The sequence below is a fragment of the Streptomyces sp. KL109B genome, assembly GCF_030766935.1.
GTDB lineage: Bacteria > Actinomycetota > Actinomycetes > Streptomycetales > Streptomycetaceae > Streptomyces.
In genome coordinates, this window is sequence record NZ_JASERL010000005.1 from 466,245 (window position 1) to 480,073 (window position 13,829).

At 71.7% G+C, this 13,829-nt stretch carries 14 protein-coding genes and 1 pseudogene; 7 read left to right on the top strand and 8 right to left on the bottom strand.

Annotated features, from left to right (window positions below):
• Positions 1–163: 163 nt before the first annotated feature.
• From RBJ65_RS20195 to RBJ65_RS20205, 3 genes are all read left to right on the top strand, one after another.
• Entirely contained in the window at positions 164–919 is a 756-nt protein-coding gene (locus RBJ65_RS20195) for a DUF6879 family protein (protein ID WP_306317602.1), read from the top strand.
• Between the two features lie 17 nt (positions 920–936).
• Positions 937–1,794 (top strand): helix-turn-helix transcriptional regulator, encoded by an 858-nt coding sequence (locus RBJ65_RS20200; protein WP_306317603.1) that lies wholly within the window; start codon positions 937–939, stop codon positions 1,792–1,794.
• A gap of 178 nt (positions 1,795–1,972) precedes the next feature.
• Positions 1,973–2,422: a nuclear transport factor 2 family protein gene (locus tag RBJ65_RS20205; protein ID WP_306317604.1), complete on the top strand. Its 450-nt coding sequence runs from the start codon at positions 1,973–1,975 to the stop codon at positions 2,420–2,422.
• Here the strand turns inward: RBJ65_RS20205 and RBJ65_RS20210 are convergent.
• The 4 genes from RBJ65_RS20210 to RBJ65_RS20225 form a co-directional block, all read right to left on the bottom strand.
• Complete coding sequence (locus tag RBJ65_RS20210) at positions 2,414–2,698, bottom strand: hypothetical protein (RefSeq protein ID WP_306317605.1); 285 nt, start codon at positions 2,696–2,698, stop codon at positions 2,414–2,416. The two genes, RBJ65_RS20205 and RBJ65_RS20210, sit on opposite strands and share 9 nt — an antisense overlap.
• Positions 2,699–2,801: 103 nt before the next feature.
• Complete coding sequence (locus RBJ65_RS20215; protein ID WP_306317606.1) at positions 2,802–3,599, bottom strand: SAM-dependent methyltransferase; 798 nt, start codon at positions 3,597–3,599, stop codon at positions 2,802–2,804.
• A 125-nt stretch (positions 3,600–3,724) separates the two neighbouring features.
• A complete protein-coding gene (locus RBJ65_RS20220) occupies positions 3,725–4,465 on the bottom strand; it encodes an ABC transporter permease (protein WP_306317644.1) in 741 nt (246 codons plus the stop codon).
• A gap of 27 nt (positions 4,466–4,492) precedes the next feature.
• Complete coding sequence (locus tag RBJ65_RS20225) at positions 4,493–5,416, bottom strand: ABC transporter ATP-binding protein (RefSeq protein ID WP_306317607.1); 924 nt, start codon at positions 5,414–5,416, stop codon at positions 4,493–4,495.
• Positions 5,417–5,536: 120 nt separating this feature from the next.
• Between RBJ65_RS20225 and RBJ65_RS20230 the strand changes: the two genes are divergently transcribed.
• The 3 genes from RBJ65_RS20230 to RBJ65_RS20240 all read left to right on the top strand — a co-directional run bounded on the left by RBJ65_RS20230 (position 5,537) and on the right by RBJ65_RS20240 (position 8,710).
• Positions 5,537–6,757, top strand: coding sequence for a sensor histidine kinase (locus tag RBJ65_RS20230; RefSeq protein ID WP_306317645.1), 1,221 nt, complete (start codon positions 5,537–5,539; stop codon positions 6,755–6,757).
• A gap of 14 nt (positions 6,758–6,771) precedes the next feature.
• Positions 6,772–7,422, top strand: a complete 651-nt coding sequence (locus RBJ65_RS20235) for a response regulator transcription factor (protein WP_306317608.1) — start codon at positions 6,772–6,774, stop codon at positions 7,420–7,422.
• A gap of 130 nt (positions 7,423–7,552) precedes the next feature.
• On the top strand, positions 7,553–8,710 hold the full coding sequence (locus RBJ65_RS20240; RefSeq protein ID WP_306317609.1) for an ROK family protein: 1,158 nt from the start codon (positions 7,553–7,555) through the stop codon (positions 8,708–8,710).
• A gap of 33 nt (positions 8,711–8,743) precedes the next feature.
• Here RBJ65_RS20240 and RBJ65_RS20245 read toward each other — a convergent pair whose 3' ends face one another.
• The 3 genes from RBJ65_RS20245 to sigJ form a co-directional block, all read right to left on the bottom strand.
• A complete protein-coding gene (locus tag RBJ65_RS20245; protein WP_306317610.1) occupies positions 8,744–9,160 on the bottom strand; it encodes a hypothetical protein in 417 nt (138 codons plus the stop codon).
• Positions 9,161–10,036: 876 nt separating this feature from the next.
• Positions 10,037–10,792 (bottom strand): GntR family transcriptional regulator, encoded by a 756-nt coding sequence (locus RBJ65_RS20250; protein ID WP_306317611.1) that lies wholly within the window; start codon positions 10,790–10,792, stop codon positions 10,037–10,039.
• A gap of 205 nt (positions 10,793–10,997) precedes the next feature.
• Positions 10,998–11,879 (bottom strand): RNA polymerase sigma factor SigJ, encoded by an 882-nt coding sequence (gene sigJ / locus RBJ65_RS20255; RefSeq protein WP_306317612.1) that lies wholly within the window; start codon positions 11,877–11,879, stop codon positions 10,998–11,000.
• Positions 11,880–12,017: 138 nt separating this feature from the next.
• Here sigJ and RBJ65_RS20260 point away from each other — a divergent pair, with 138 nt between their 5' ends.
• A complete protein-coding gene (locus tag RBJ65_RS20260; protein WP_306317613.1) occupies positions 12,018–12,863 on the top strand; it encodes an alpha/beta fold hydrolase in 846 nt (281 codons plus the stop codon).
• Positions 12,864–12,899: 36 nt separating this feature from the next.
• Here the strand turns inward: RBJ65_RS20260 and RBJ65_RS20265 are convergent.
• Positions 12,900–13,736, bottom strand: a pseudogene (locus RBJ65_RS20265) (DMT family transporter); the annotation flags it as partial.
• Positions 13,737–13,829 lie beyond the last annotated feature (93 nt).

Below are 13,829 nucleotides of genomic sequence, written 5' to 3' on the forward strand. Positions count from 1 at the left end.
ACGCTAAGGATGGGCAATTGATCTGCACTAGGCGAGTTACCCGAAGTTTCTTGACCTCCCGCCAGAGTTACGCGAAGTTATTCACAACGGCCCGACCAAGCCGACTCGTGGCCCTCCGGACTGCGTGATGCTTAGCGGATCAGCCCCGGAGAAGGGAACGATCATGGCCCGACGACTGCGCTTCAACGGCACCGGTAGCGGCGGCGGCTCCTGCCCAGCGGTGTATGAAGACCTCAACAGTGGCGAGGTCATCGTGCACGGTCCACGGCTCACCGACCCGGATGCGCTCGCCCAACTCCAGCACATCGACGAAGACGAGATCCCCATCGTCATGCCCCGCAACACGCTGGTCGACTTCGGGCCCAAGGACCGCGACACCGAGCCGCGCATCCTCGACCCCGAGACGTTCGCAGGGATGTTCACCAACTTCCAGCACAGCGCCTGGCACCTGGAGATGCGCCAGGGCTACGCCGTGGACCGGGCCACCGACACCTACGCCCAGTTCGTGCGCGGCGAGAAGCCGACGTGGGACATGGACTCATCGTGGGCCCGCACCATCAGCGCGAAGACACAGGACGGGGCCGACGTCGGCCGGGTCCGCATCGTCGACGACCCGCCCACCGAGGGACAGCTCTACCTACTCGCGCACGCCGAGCACAACGACGCCCTAGGCGAAGAGGTCCGCAACATGTGGCGCGCGGACGCCGAACGACACAACCTTCCCGACGAGGACTTCTGGATCTTCGATTCCCACATCGTCGCTCTATGCCTCTGGGACGACGACGACAACCTGACGGGCGTCGAACTGATCTCGGAGCCCGCACGCGTCAATCAGTACAACCGGCTGCGCGACGTAGCGCGGCATTACGCCATCCCCTACAGGGACTTCGTGGCGCGCATGGCCGCGACGAAGGAGTGAAAAGCAGGTGAGTGCCGGTGAGCACGGACTATCAGCAGGCGCGCGCGGATCTCGGAGTACGCCTCCGCGAACTGAGGCTCGCCGCACCTGAAGGCCGGCTCACCGGTACACAGCTGGCTGAACGCCTCGGGCCAGGATGGACCAAGGTAAAGGTCAGCAAGCTGGAGAACGGCAAGCAGACCGCCACACCCAACGACCTGCGCGCGTGGGCCGACGGAACCGGCCAGCCGGAGTCCTACGAGGAACTGCTCTCCAGGCTCCGCGGCTTCGAGTCCCACATCCGCTCCTGGCGCCGCCAACTGGCCGCCGGGCACCGGTCCGTGCAGGACGCCGCCTCGGCCGAGCACGACAGGACGCGCGTCCTCACCATCTGGGAAAGCTGCCTCATCCCCGGCCTGCTCCAGACGCCGGACTACGCGCGACACGTCTTCACCCGGCACGCCGAACTGATGCGGTCACCACCCGACACCGAGGACGCTGTCCGCTCTCGTATCCAGCGGCAGGAGTTGCTGTACCGGCCGGGGCACACCTGCCGGATCCTGATGTGGGAGGGAGCGCTTCGTTCACTCGTGTGCCCGCCGTCAGTGCTCGCCTCCCAACTCGACCGCATCACCGGAGTCGTCGGCCTCGACACCGTCGAACTCGGGATCATCCCCTTCAGCGCCTCCCTGAAGATCTGGCCCGGCAACAGTTTCTGGATCTATGACGAACGCCGGGTGATCGTCGAGGACTGGCACGCCGAACTGTGGATCGACGACGCCGACAGCATCGCCACGTACGTGCGCGTCTGGAGCACCCTGCGCGAGTCCGCCGTGTACGGCGCCGACGCGCACAACGTCATCAACGCCGCCCGGCGGACGCTCGGTTCACGATAATCCCCACGACAGCCCCACGGTCACATCGATCACCGGACGGTCCTCCTCGCACTCGCTGGGTGCGGCACCACGTACGCGGCCCCCAGGGACCTGATTTCACCAGTGAACTCCCCGACACGAAAAGGACGTTGCGCTTCTGCGTCATCGCACGGCGCACGGCTACGGAGACGACCACCCCATGGCACCTTCACCCTCACCGCCACCCCGAGCACTCGACGTACTGATGGCCATGCGCGAGGCCGCGATCGCCCGGTCCGTCGAGGACATGAGACGCGTGTACGCGATCGACGCGGTGCACGAGTTCCCCTTCACGCGGCCAGGCGTTCCGTCGCGGATGGAAGGAAGGGAGGCCATCATCGGGTTCGTCAGCGCGTTCTGGCGCACCACCCCACTGCGGTACGAGCGCTATCGAACCATCGCCGTGCACAGCACCGCGGACCCCGACACCATCGTCGTCGAGCAGGAGGTGGAGGGAACCAGTTCCACGACGGGCCCGTTCGTGCTGCCCAACGTTCTGGTGCTCACGGTCCGAGGCGGCGAGATCGCCCACGTACGCGACTACGCCAACCTGGTCGCCCTCGAAGCGGCCACCGGGAACGCCGCCCGGCGGGCGCCCGGTTCACGGTGACCGCCGGGCGCGCCGGTCGTACCTCGCCCTGGCGACGCGGCGCACGGCGCCACTCGCGACCGACACGCAGAAGCTGATCAGCGTCGCGCTCCCCCAGCGCGCCTCGTTCATGTCGCCGCCGTTGACCGCGATGCACAGCCACAGGGACATGAAGAAGGTCATCGTGCACAGGATGCGCGACGGGACCAGGTACCAGACCGGTTTGTCCTGGACGATGGCCGCGAATCTCCGGTCGATGTCCGCCTTCGAGAGATGTTCCCCGCGTTCCTCGCTCACCGTGTCCCCCGTTTCCGCTGAGCGGCCCCTGAACGATGAACTTAAGCGACAACTCCCGTAGGCGAAAGGCGAATCGGTATGCGTCGTACGCCTTCTTCGACAGTCACGGCTTGCGAGCCACCACCCCGTACTGGGCCACCCGCTCGCCCTCCTCGTCACGCCACCGCGCACACGACACCAGCCCCGGCTCCACGAACTCCAGGCCGTCGAGGAACGCGGACACTTCGGCGCCCGTGCGGGCCGTGATCGGGGGCTTGGCGTTTTCGTTCCAGAAGGCCATGGCCTCCGTGTTGCCCTCGCCGCCCAGTTCGAGGGTGGGGTGGGTGAGGACGACGTGGCTGCCGGAGGGGATGGCGTCGATGAGGGTGCGGACGATGGACGTGGCCTCGGACGTGTCGAGGACGAAGTTCAGGATGCCGAGAAGCATGACCGCGACGGGGCGGTCGAAGTCGAGGGTTTCGGAGGCCGCGTCGATGATCGCGCGCGGGTCGCGGGCGTCCGCGTCCACGTAGTTGGTGCGGCCCTCGGCGGAGCTGGTGAGCAGCGCGCGGGCGTGGGTGAGGACGATCGGGTCGTTGTCGACATAGACGACGCGCGCGTCCGGCGCGATGCGCTGGGCGACCTCGTGCGTGTTGTCGACGGTGGGCAGGCCCGTGCCGATGTCGAGGAACTGGCGGATGCCCGCCTCGCCCGCGAGGTAGGAGACGGCGCGGCCGAGGAACGCGCGGTCGGCGCGGGCGACCTCGCCGATGCTCGGGTACATGGACGTCACCATGTCGCCGACCTTCTCGTCGACCTCGTAGTGGTCCTTGCCGCCCAGCCAGTAGTTCCACACGCGCGCGTTGTGCGCGACGTGGCTGGAGATCCGGCCTTCCGGCTGGTTCCCGTCGGTGGCGGTCATGGGGTCTCCTTCGTGCGGGGCGGGCGGCTGATGCCGCTGATGACACTGCTGCTCAAGATCCCATGGTGGCACGGGAGTTCGAGTGCGTGCGGCAGCGGCCCGCCGCCCCACCGCCGGCAGGCGGATCACGCGTCCCTGCGCCGCACCGCCCACCACCCCGCGAACAGCGCCGCCGCCGCCCACAGCGCGGTCACCGCGAGCCCGGACCACGGGCCGAGCGAGCCCTCGGCGTGCTGGTGCAGGACCTGCTGACCCGCGCGGTCGGGCAGGTAGTCGGCGGCCCCGCCCGCGACGTCCCCGATCACGAAGGACACGATCAGCAGGAACGGTACGAGGATGCTGAGCACGGCCACCGCGCTGCGCAGCACCGCCGTGAGTCCCGCCGCGAACAGCGCCATGAGCGCGAGGTATACGCCGGCGCCGACGCAGGCCCGCACCGCTCCCGGGTCGCCGAGATCAAGTGCGTACGAGCCCATGAACGCCTGGCCGACGAGGAACGCGGCGAAGGTGGTGAGCAGGCCGACGACGAGGCCGCAGGCGCCGACGACCGCCATCTTCGCGGCGTAGAAGAGGGTTCTGTTCGGGACGGCGGAGAGGGAGACGCGCAGGGCGGCGTTCAGGTACTCGGAGGAGACGGCCGTGGCGCCGAAGGCGAGGGCCGCGATCTGGCCGAAGTTGAGGGCGTAGAAGGCGCCGAAGAGGAGGTCGCCGCCGTCTTCGGCCTCGGCCTCGGCCTGGCCGATCGTCGCGAAGGCGAGGACGGTCACGGCGAGGGTCGCGATGAGGACGGCGAGCAGTGAACCGAAGGTGCCCCGGAGTGACCTGACTTTGATCCACTCGGAGTGCAGTACGGCGGTGGGTGACATGGAGCGGGGTGACAGAGAGTTCATGGGTCAGGCCTCCTGGAGGGGCGTGGCGGCGAACTCGGTGTCGTTCGCGGTGAGGGCGAGGTAGGCCTGCTCCAACGAAGCCTGTTCGTCGGCGAGTTCGAGGACGGGCACGCCCTCGGTGGCGGCGAGCGCGCCCACTTCGGCGGCCGTGACGTCCGCCACGGTGCACAGGCCGTCGTCGGTGAGCGTCACCGTGTGGCCCGCGCGGGCGAGTGCGGCGCGCAGCCGGGCGGGGTCCGTGCAGCGCACGCGTACGCGGCGGGCGCTGTGCGCGGCGATGAAGTCCTGCATCGGGGTGTCGGCGAGGAGCCGGCCGCGGCCGAGGACGACGAGGTGGTCGGCGAAGGTCGCGGTCTCGTTCATGAGGTGGCTGGAGACCAGCACCGTGCGGCCCTCGCGCGCGAGGTCGCGCATCAACTCCCGTATCCAGATGATGCCTTCGGGGTCGAGGCCGTTCGACGGCTCGTCCAGGAGGACGACCTCGGGGTCGCCGAGCAGCGCCGCCGCGATGCCGAGGCGTTGGCGCATGCCGAGCGAGAACGTCTTCACGCGGCGCTTCGCGACGGCGGCGATCCCGGCCTGTTCGAGGACCTCGGCCACGCGCGTGGCCGGGATCCGGTTGCTGGCGGCCAGCGCCCGCAGATGGTCGCGCGCGGTGCGGGAGCCGTGTGCCGCCTGCGGGTCGAGGAGGGCGCCGACGACGCGCAGTGGTTCGTCGTACGTGACGTAGGGGCGGCCACCGATGAGCGCCGTCCCGGAGGTGGGGCGGTCGAGGCCGAGGGCGAGGCGCATGGTGGTGGACTTTCCGGCGCCGTTCGGGCCGAGGAAGCCGGTGACGCGGCCGGGGGCGACCTGGAAGGTGAGCCGGTCCACGGCGCGGGTCGTCCCGTACTCCTTGGTGAGGTCCTTGACGTCGATGCTGGTCATGGCAGCAGCGTCGCGTGCGGAACGGGGCGCGGGCCTCCCCCTGCGGTGGGCATCGCCTCCCCCGCACGGGGGGGCCGGGCCTGCCGGGGCGGCTGGCACGATGACGGCATGCCCCGCTCCCTGCCCCGCCCGCTGAGGCCGCTCGCGCGTGCGGTCACGTACACCCGCTGGCTGCATCTGCTGCTGGCGTCGGTGCTCGCCTTCACGTGCTCCTTCGTGTATCCGGGGCTCGAAGATCCCACCCCCGGGGACTGGGTGGCGGTCTACCTGATCCCGGTGCCGCTGCTCGCGGTGGCCGGTCTGGTGCCGGTGATGCGGCGGGCCGAGGGGCTGCAGGCGCGGTTGATGCTGTTTCCGGGTGGGCACGCGCGCGTGGCGGAGAGCGCGGAGGCCGGCACGGTGTCGGTGGCTCCGTCGGCTTCGTGGAGCGACCGGGGCAGGGCGGCCCTGTGGCTCGTGCTGCGGCATGTGCTCGGGTTGAGCGTGGCGCTGTTCTCCGGGCAGGCGATGGCGCTGGTACTGGAGTTGGCGGGGGCGGCGGCCGGCGAGCACGTGGACTCCACGTGGCGGTTCGTCGTCACGGGCACCGGCTGGTGGCACGTGCTGGTGATCCCGTTCGTCCTGGTGGTGATGCTGTACGTGGTGGCGGGCGCGGGCCGGGTGATGGCGCGCCTGGCGCCGCTGCTGCTCGGGCCCTCGGCCGCCGAACGGCTCGCGGTCCTGGAGGAGCGCACCGAACAACTCCTGGAGCACAACCGCATCGCCCGCGAACTGCACGACTCCATCGGGCACGCGCTGACCATCGCCGTCGTGCAGGCGGGGGCGGCGCGGGCGGCGGGCGACCGGGCGTTCACGGACCGGGCGTTGGAGGCCATCGAGGAGACGGGGCGGGCGGCCCTCGACGACCTGGAGCGGGTCCTCGTGGTGCTGCGCGAACCGGAGCGGCCCGCGAGCACCCGGCCGACGCTCCAGGACGCCGACCGGCTCCTGGACTCGGCGCGGGCGGCGGGCGCGAAGGTCGACGTGACGGTGTCGGGCCCACTGGGCACGGTCCCAGGACCGGTCACGCGCGAGGGCTACCGCATCCTTCAGGAGGCGCTCACGAACGTGCTGCGGCACTGCGGAACCGTGCCGGTCGCCGTGGTCCTCCAGGTCGCGGACGGGCGGCTCGTCCTGGAGGTGCGCAATCCGCTGCCCACGGGTGCGGGGTCCGCCGTCCCGGCCGGTACGGGCAGCGGGCTGCGCGGCGTCCGGGAGCGGGCCGCGCTCCTCGGCGGCACGGCCCGGACGGGCCCCTACGGAGCCGATTGGCTGGTGCGGGTCGAGCTTCCCGTGACCTGATCTACGCTGACGGGGTGCCGCTCACTGTCCTCCTCGTCGACGACGAACCCCTGGTCCGCGCCGGGCTGCGCGCCGTGCTCGAAGCGCAGGGCGACATCACGGTGGTGGGCGAGGCCGCGGACGGCGCGGCGGTCGTCCCGCTGGTGCGCGAGCTGCGGCCCGACGTGGTCGCCATGGACGTACGCATGCCGCTGCTCGACGGGATCGAGGCCACGCGTGCGGTGCTGCGCGGCGCGGAACGGCCGCCGAAGATTCTCGTGATCACGACGTTCGAGAACGACGAGTACGTGTACGGGGCGCTGCGCGCGGGCGCCGACGGGTTCCTCCTGAAGCGGGCGCGGCCCGAGGAGATCGTGCACGCGGTGCGGCTCGTCGCGGCGGGCGAGTCGCTGCTGTTCCCGGCGGCCGTGCGCAAATTGGCGGCGGAGTACGGGAGTTCGGCCGCGCGGGCGGCGTTGGAGCGGGCGGCGCTGACCGAGCGCGAGGGGCAGGTGCTGCGGCTGATGGCGCGCGGCCTGTCGAACGCGGAGATCGCCGCGGATCTCGTCGTCGGCACCGAGACCGTCAAGTCGCATGTGAGCGCGGTGCTGACGAAGCTGGGCGCGCGGGACCGGACGCAGGCGGTGATCGCGGCGTACGAGTCGGGGTTCGTGGCGCCGAGTTGAGGGGGCGACCTGCAAGGTTCCCGCGCCGCGCGGCTGAGCAGCGTACGGCACAGAAGTGCACCCGACTCTCGCCGCTTGCGGCTGCTGCGGGTACCATCCGGCCAACTGGTGCGACTGCGGGAGGACGACGGTGGGGCGGCTGACCGGCGGGGATCCCTCTCTGCTCAGGCGGATCAATTCGGCGGTGGTGCTGCACGCGTTGCGCTCCGCCGATTTCGCGACGCTCACGGAGGTCACGCGCGTCACGGGGCTTTCCCGGCCCACCGTGGAGGGCGTCGTCGAGGGGCTCATGGAGGCCGGGCTCGTCGTGGAGACCACGGTCGAGGAGTCGGGGGCGCGGCGGCAGGGCCGGCCCGCGCGCAAGTTCCGCTTCCGGGCCGAGGCGGGGCATCTGCTCGGCCTGGAGATCGGCGCGCACCGGGTGTCGGCGGTGCTCTCCGCGCTCGACGGGAGGGTGCTCGGTTCGGCGGCCAAGGAGGTCGACGAGGCCGCGGACGCGGACGAGCGGCTCGAACGGTTGCGGGGCACCGTCGCCGATCTGCTGCGCCGTGCGGGTGTGGCGCGGGGTTCGCTGTGGGCGGTCGGGGTCGGCAGTCCCGGGATCGTGGAGGCGGACGGGACGGTGCGGCTCGGGACGGCGCTGCCGGGGTGGACCGGGCTGCCGCTCGGCGAGCGGTTGCGGCGGTCCTTCAAGTGCCCGGTGTTGGTGGAGAACGACGCGAACACGGCGGCCGTGGCCGAGCACTGGAAGGGGGCCGGGGCGGACACGGACGACATGGTGTTCGTGCTGGCCGGGCTGAGCCCCGGGGCTGGTGCGCTGATCGGTGGGCGGCTGCACCGGGGGTACGGGGGCGCCGCCGGGGAGATCGGGGCGTTGCATCTGCTGGGGCGTGAGGTGCGGCCGGAGGCGTTGCTGTCCACCACGGGTGAGCCCTTGCATCCGTTGGACGAGCACGCCGTGGCGAAGGTGTTCGCGCTGGCGCGGGAGGGCGACGAGCGGGCGTCGGCCGCGGTCGAGCGGTTTCTGCAGCGGTTGGTGCACGACGTCGCGGCGTTGGTGCTCGCGCTGGACCCGGAGCTGGTGGTCGTGGGTGGGTGGGCCGCCGGGCTCGACGGGGTGCTTGAGCCGTTGCGGCGGGAGCTGGAGCGGTATTGCCTGCGGCCGCCGCGGGTGGCGTTGTCGGTGCTCGGCGAGGCGGCCGTGGCCACGGGGGCGTTGCGGCTGGCGCTCGATCACGTGGAGGCGAAGCTGTTCGCGGCGGAGAGCCGGGTCACCGCACGCCACTGACGCGCACGGCACCCCGGCTCCCGGACCGCTGTCCTACGACAGGGCCCAACTGGCCCCGGACGAGCCGGACTCGACGGTCAGGCGCCCGCCTGACGCCGGGCCGGGTGTGAGGAGGACCCGCTCGTCGGGAGCGGTGTGGTTGCCCAGCCGGACCCCGCCGAATCCGTCGGGCGTCGTGCACCACGGATAGCCGTCGTCGTTGGGCCGGAAGAGGTCCATCGTCACCGCGCTGCCGCCCAGTGGCTGGTACGGGTGGGCGGAGGTCGAGTTGACGTAGCGCCCCTTGTTGACCAGGTAGTAGCACGGGTTGTCGCCGGTCCGGCCCGCGGGGATCGCGCTGAACCGCTGGCTTTCCGCGTCCTCGTCGCGGTCGAGGATCACCGGCGAACCGGCGTCGTCCTGCCGGTCGACCTCCATGACCAAGGGCTCCGGCGTCTCCTCCTGAAGCACGACCTCCTTGGCCTGCAGCGCCTCGTCGGCGTTCTGGAGGAACCAACGCTGGGCGGCGGTGCCGTTGTAGTCCCGGCCCGGCGGGCGCCCAGAGCTGGTCCGCGGCCTCGGTCGGCCACATCACCGTGCGCGCGTCACGAGCGCCGCCCTCCTGCCCCAAGTACGTTCCGTTGTACGGCGCTTGCGCGTGGTGCATGCGGTAGTAGCCGGGGAACTCCGGGTCGGCGGCGAGGCTGAAGGTCCGCGCCGGGAGGTTGGCCTGGTTGAGCGGCTGGTCGCGCACGGAGTGATCGCCCTGGCTCGGGCCGGCCGCCTGGGTGGTGGCGGCGTTGCGGACGACCGTCCGCGCGGGCAGGGGCGGCGCCGCCGAGCGGGTGGGGGTCGGCGGGTTGGGCAGGTTGTTCAGCGCGTACAGGACCGGGTAGTGGTCGGAGGTCCGGATGCCGTTGACGACGGCGACGCCGGCCACGGCGGGCTGTGGCTGGACGCCGCCGTTGGGGACGACCACGTAGTCGAGGATGGACGACGACGAGGGGAAGGTGACCCCGCCGGGGCCGTGGACGGTCGCCGTGTTGCCGAGTTCGTTGGCCAGGCCGACCGGGTTGCGGCTGTAGACGGCCAGATTGACCCGGCCGGGCGGGGCGGTCTCGTTGGTGTCGGTGTGCAGCCAGTACAGGTACTGGGGGCGGCTGGCCGTTCCGATCCGGTACTCGCGGACCGGGATGCGGGTACCGGCGTTGTCCCAGTACTGGACCACGGAAGCTAACACGCGTGAAGGAAACGAGTGGGCCTGGTGGATATTTTTGAGACATGCGCGCCCATGGGGATTGCCGATGGGGACTCGTGGACCTCGCGACGGCCCGGCGCGCGGGTGGGTCAGGAAGCCTTCGGGTGCGGGGCGTCGTGGATCTCCACCGAGGCCGTGTCGCCGAAGGTGAGGCGGCAGGTGTCGGCGCGGTAGGTGGCGACGGAGACGGCGGCGGGGGTGCCGTGGGTGAAGTAGCGGGTGGTGACGACGAGGACCGGGGCGCCGGGGAGGCGGTCGAGTTCCTTGGCGTCGTCGGCGCGGGCCGAGCCCAGTTCGACGGCGCGGTCCTCGCCGTCGAGGCCGAGGCTCTGCAGCTCGCGCAGCACCGCACGCGCGCGTGCCGCGCCGGTGTCGGTGGTGGGCAGGTCGGGGGCCGCGGCGGAGGGGACGTAGAGCAGCTCGGCCGCGACCGGCTGGCCGTTCGAGACGCGGGTGCGGCGCAGGACGTGCACCTCGGTGTCCGGGGCGGTCTCGAGCGCGGCGGCGACGGCGCTCGGCGGGCTCTCGACGGTGGCGTCGACGGCCTGCCACGCGTCGTCGCTGCCGCCCGGCCAGTCCCTGGCGTTCGACGCGACGGCGACGCCCATGCGGGGCGGGGCGACCGTGGTGCCCACGCCGCGGCGGCGCTGCAGCCGGCCTTCCAGCTCAAGCTGTTCGAGTGCCTGGCGGAGCGTGGCGCGGGCGACGCCGAAGCGGGCCGCGAGATCCCGCTCGTTCGGCAGGATCTCCCCCACCGTGAACTCGGAGTCGAGCGCCTCGCTGAGCACGGTCTTCAGGTGCCAGTACTTCGGCTCCGGAGCCGCTTCCAACTGCGTGGTCCCCACCCTGTCCTCCGCAACAGCCGTGCCCTGGCAGCGTTTTATCGCCCTTGTTTATTAAAGGTTCCTGCCTTATCCCTGCGAGGGTATGACCGCTTTCGGAACTTGGTCAATACCAATCCCCGATCGGGACACGCCGGGACCCCGCGGGACATGGAGAGGCCCGGCCCCCCGCGCGCGTGGCCGGGGCCGGGCCCGAAGGCGGCAGCGGCTAGGCCAAGGAGGCCAGCTTGTCCGGGTTGCGCACGATGTAGACGTGCTGGATCCGGCCTTCGTGGAGGCCGAGTTGGATGACGGAGTCCGGCTTGCCGTTTCCGGTGACGAGCACGCCGAGCGCGCCGTTGAACTCCACGAGACGGAACTCGTAGCCCGCCGGAAGGCCCCGGCGCGCGGCGCCGTCCAGGAAGCGACCCACCTTGTCGGCGCTCTCGATGACCCGCAGCGGCGCCTTCGACTTGCCGCCGCTGTCGCCGACGAGCCGGGCGTCCGGGGCGAGCATCGCCATGAGCCCGTCGAAGTCGCCCCCGGCCGCGGCGGCCATGAAGCGTTCGGTGAGGTCGCGCTGCTGCGCCGGGTCGACGTCGAAGCGGGGCCGCCGCTCGTCGACGTGCTTGCGCGCGCGGGTGGCCAGTTGCCGCACGGCGGCCTCGCCGCGGTCGAGGGTGCCGGCGATCTCCGCGTACGACAGGCCGAAGGCCTCCCGCAGCACGAACACGGCGCGTTCGAGCGGGGAGAGGGATTCGAGGACGACGAGCACGGCGAGCGAGACGGAGTCGGCGAGCACGGCCTGCTCGGCGGTGTCGGGCACCGTCGGCCCGAAGTCCGTGACGAGCGGCTCGGGCAGCCATGGCCCTACGTAGGACTCACGGCGCGCCTGGACCTGCCGGAGTCGGTCGATGGCGAGGCGGGTGGTGATGCGCACCAAGTAGGCGCGCGGTTCGCGCACTTCGGCGCGGTCCGCTCTGTTCCAGCGCAGCCACGCGTCCTGCACCACGTCCTCGGCGTCGGCCACGCGACCCAGCATGCGGTAGGCCACGCCCATCAGGACGGGGCGGTGCTCTTCGAAGTCATCGATGTCGATACCGGTGCCCACTCGTCCATCCCATAGGACGCGTCGCCCGGTGTCCAGCGTGCATCCGACGACTTCGGCCACTCCCCTTGAACTGCGGGCTACCGAGCGGTAATTGTTGCTGACAAGGAGTCTAAGAGGTCTGAAGCGGGAGCGAGCGACATGGTGACAGAGGCGTCCTTCAGTATCGAGAGCGCCGGAGGTCCCCGCACGGTGCGCCTCGCGTACGAGCGCACGGGCACGGGGGAGCCGCTGCTCCTGCTGCACGGGATCGGGCACCACTGGGAGGCGTGGCAGCCGGTGCTGCCGATCCTCGCGGCGGAGCGCGACGTGATCGCGGTGGATCTGCCGGGGTTCGGGCGCTCGCCCGCGCTGCCGGACGGGCTCGGGTACGACCTGGCGGGTGTGGTGCCGGTCCTGGACGCGTTCTGCCGGCACCTCGGGATCGAGCGGCCGCACGTGGCGGGCAATTCGCTGGGCGGGCTGCTCGCCCTCGACCTGGGCCGCGAGAAGCTCGTACGGTCCGTCACGGCGCTCTCCCCCGCCGGGTTCTGGACCGAGGCGGAGCGGCGGTACGCGTTCGGGACGCTGCTCGCGATGCGGGCGGGCGCGCGGGCCATGCCGGTGCGGGTGATCGAGCGGCTCTCGCGTTCGGCGGTGGGGCGCGCGGCGCTCACCAGCACCATCTACGCGCACCCCGGCCGCCGTTCACCGGACGCGGTCGTCGCGGAGACGCTGGCCCTGCGGGAGGCCACCGGCTTCCGGGAGTCCCTGGAGGCGGGGCGTACGGTGCTGTTCCGTGACGACATCGCCGACGACGACCTGCCGGTCACGATCGGCTGGGGTGTCAGGGACCGGCTCCTCGTGCGCCGCCAGGGCATCCGCGCCAAGCACGTCATCCCGCGGGCCCGCCTGGTCAAGCTGCCCGGCTGCGGGCACGTCCCGATGAACGACGACCCGGCGCTCGTCGCGCGCGTGATCCTCGACGGCAGCCGCCCGGCCGGCTGACCGGCGGCCGAACACCCCCGAGCCCAGGGCGACCCCGGCCGCGACGAGCGCGCTGCCCACGCCCTGGGCGAGGCCGTACCTCCCCGATCCGACCAGCGGTGCGGTGCAGGCCGCCGATACGGGGATGAGCCCGGAGAACAGCGTCGCCCGCTCGGCGCCGATCCGCCGGATGCCCGTGTACCAGCACACGAAGCCGATCACCGTGACGATCGCCGCCTGCCACACCAGGGCCGCGAACTCGGCGCCGTCCGGCGCGCGCAACCAGGAGGCGCCGTCCACGACGACGCCGACAACGGCCGCCTCCAGTGCGGCGATCGCGCACACGACGCAGGACAGCAGCCGTGGGCCGAGCGGGCGCAGCACCGGCACGGCGAGCACCGCGAAGCCGACCTCCCCCGCGAGGGCGCATACGGAGAAGGCGATTCCGGCGGCGTCCGTGCGACCCCACCCCTGGACCGTGAAGGCTCCGGCGGCGACGAGCAACGCCCCGTAGAGGACGGCCCGTTGGGGGCGGGTACCACTCAGTGAGGGCACCAGTACGGCGACCACGACGGGCGCGCACCCTACGAAGACGCCCGGTACGGCGGGTTCGGCGGAGCGTTCCGCGGCGAGAATCGCGAGGTTGAAGCCGACCATGCCGACGGCGGCGAGCAGCGCGAGCCTCGCCCACTGGCGCGGCGCGAGGCTTCGCAGCGGGCGCGTTCCGCCGCGCCCGAGCAGCGGCAGGAGGAGCAGGCACGCGACGGCGTACCGGAGGAACTGGCCGCCCGCGTACGGGTAGTGGCCCAGGACGCTGTTCGCGGTGAACGAGCCGCCGACGAGGACGCAGGCGAGCGCGGCGAGCAGGGAGCCGCGGAGGGAAGTGACGTTCATGGAGGCGACGTTAGGGAGCGGGGTGGTCCGGTACGAGGTCCACTTGAGGGGCCGCGTCGGGGACCAATCCGCGCGGGGCGCGCGGCCCTTTAG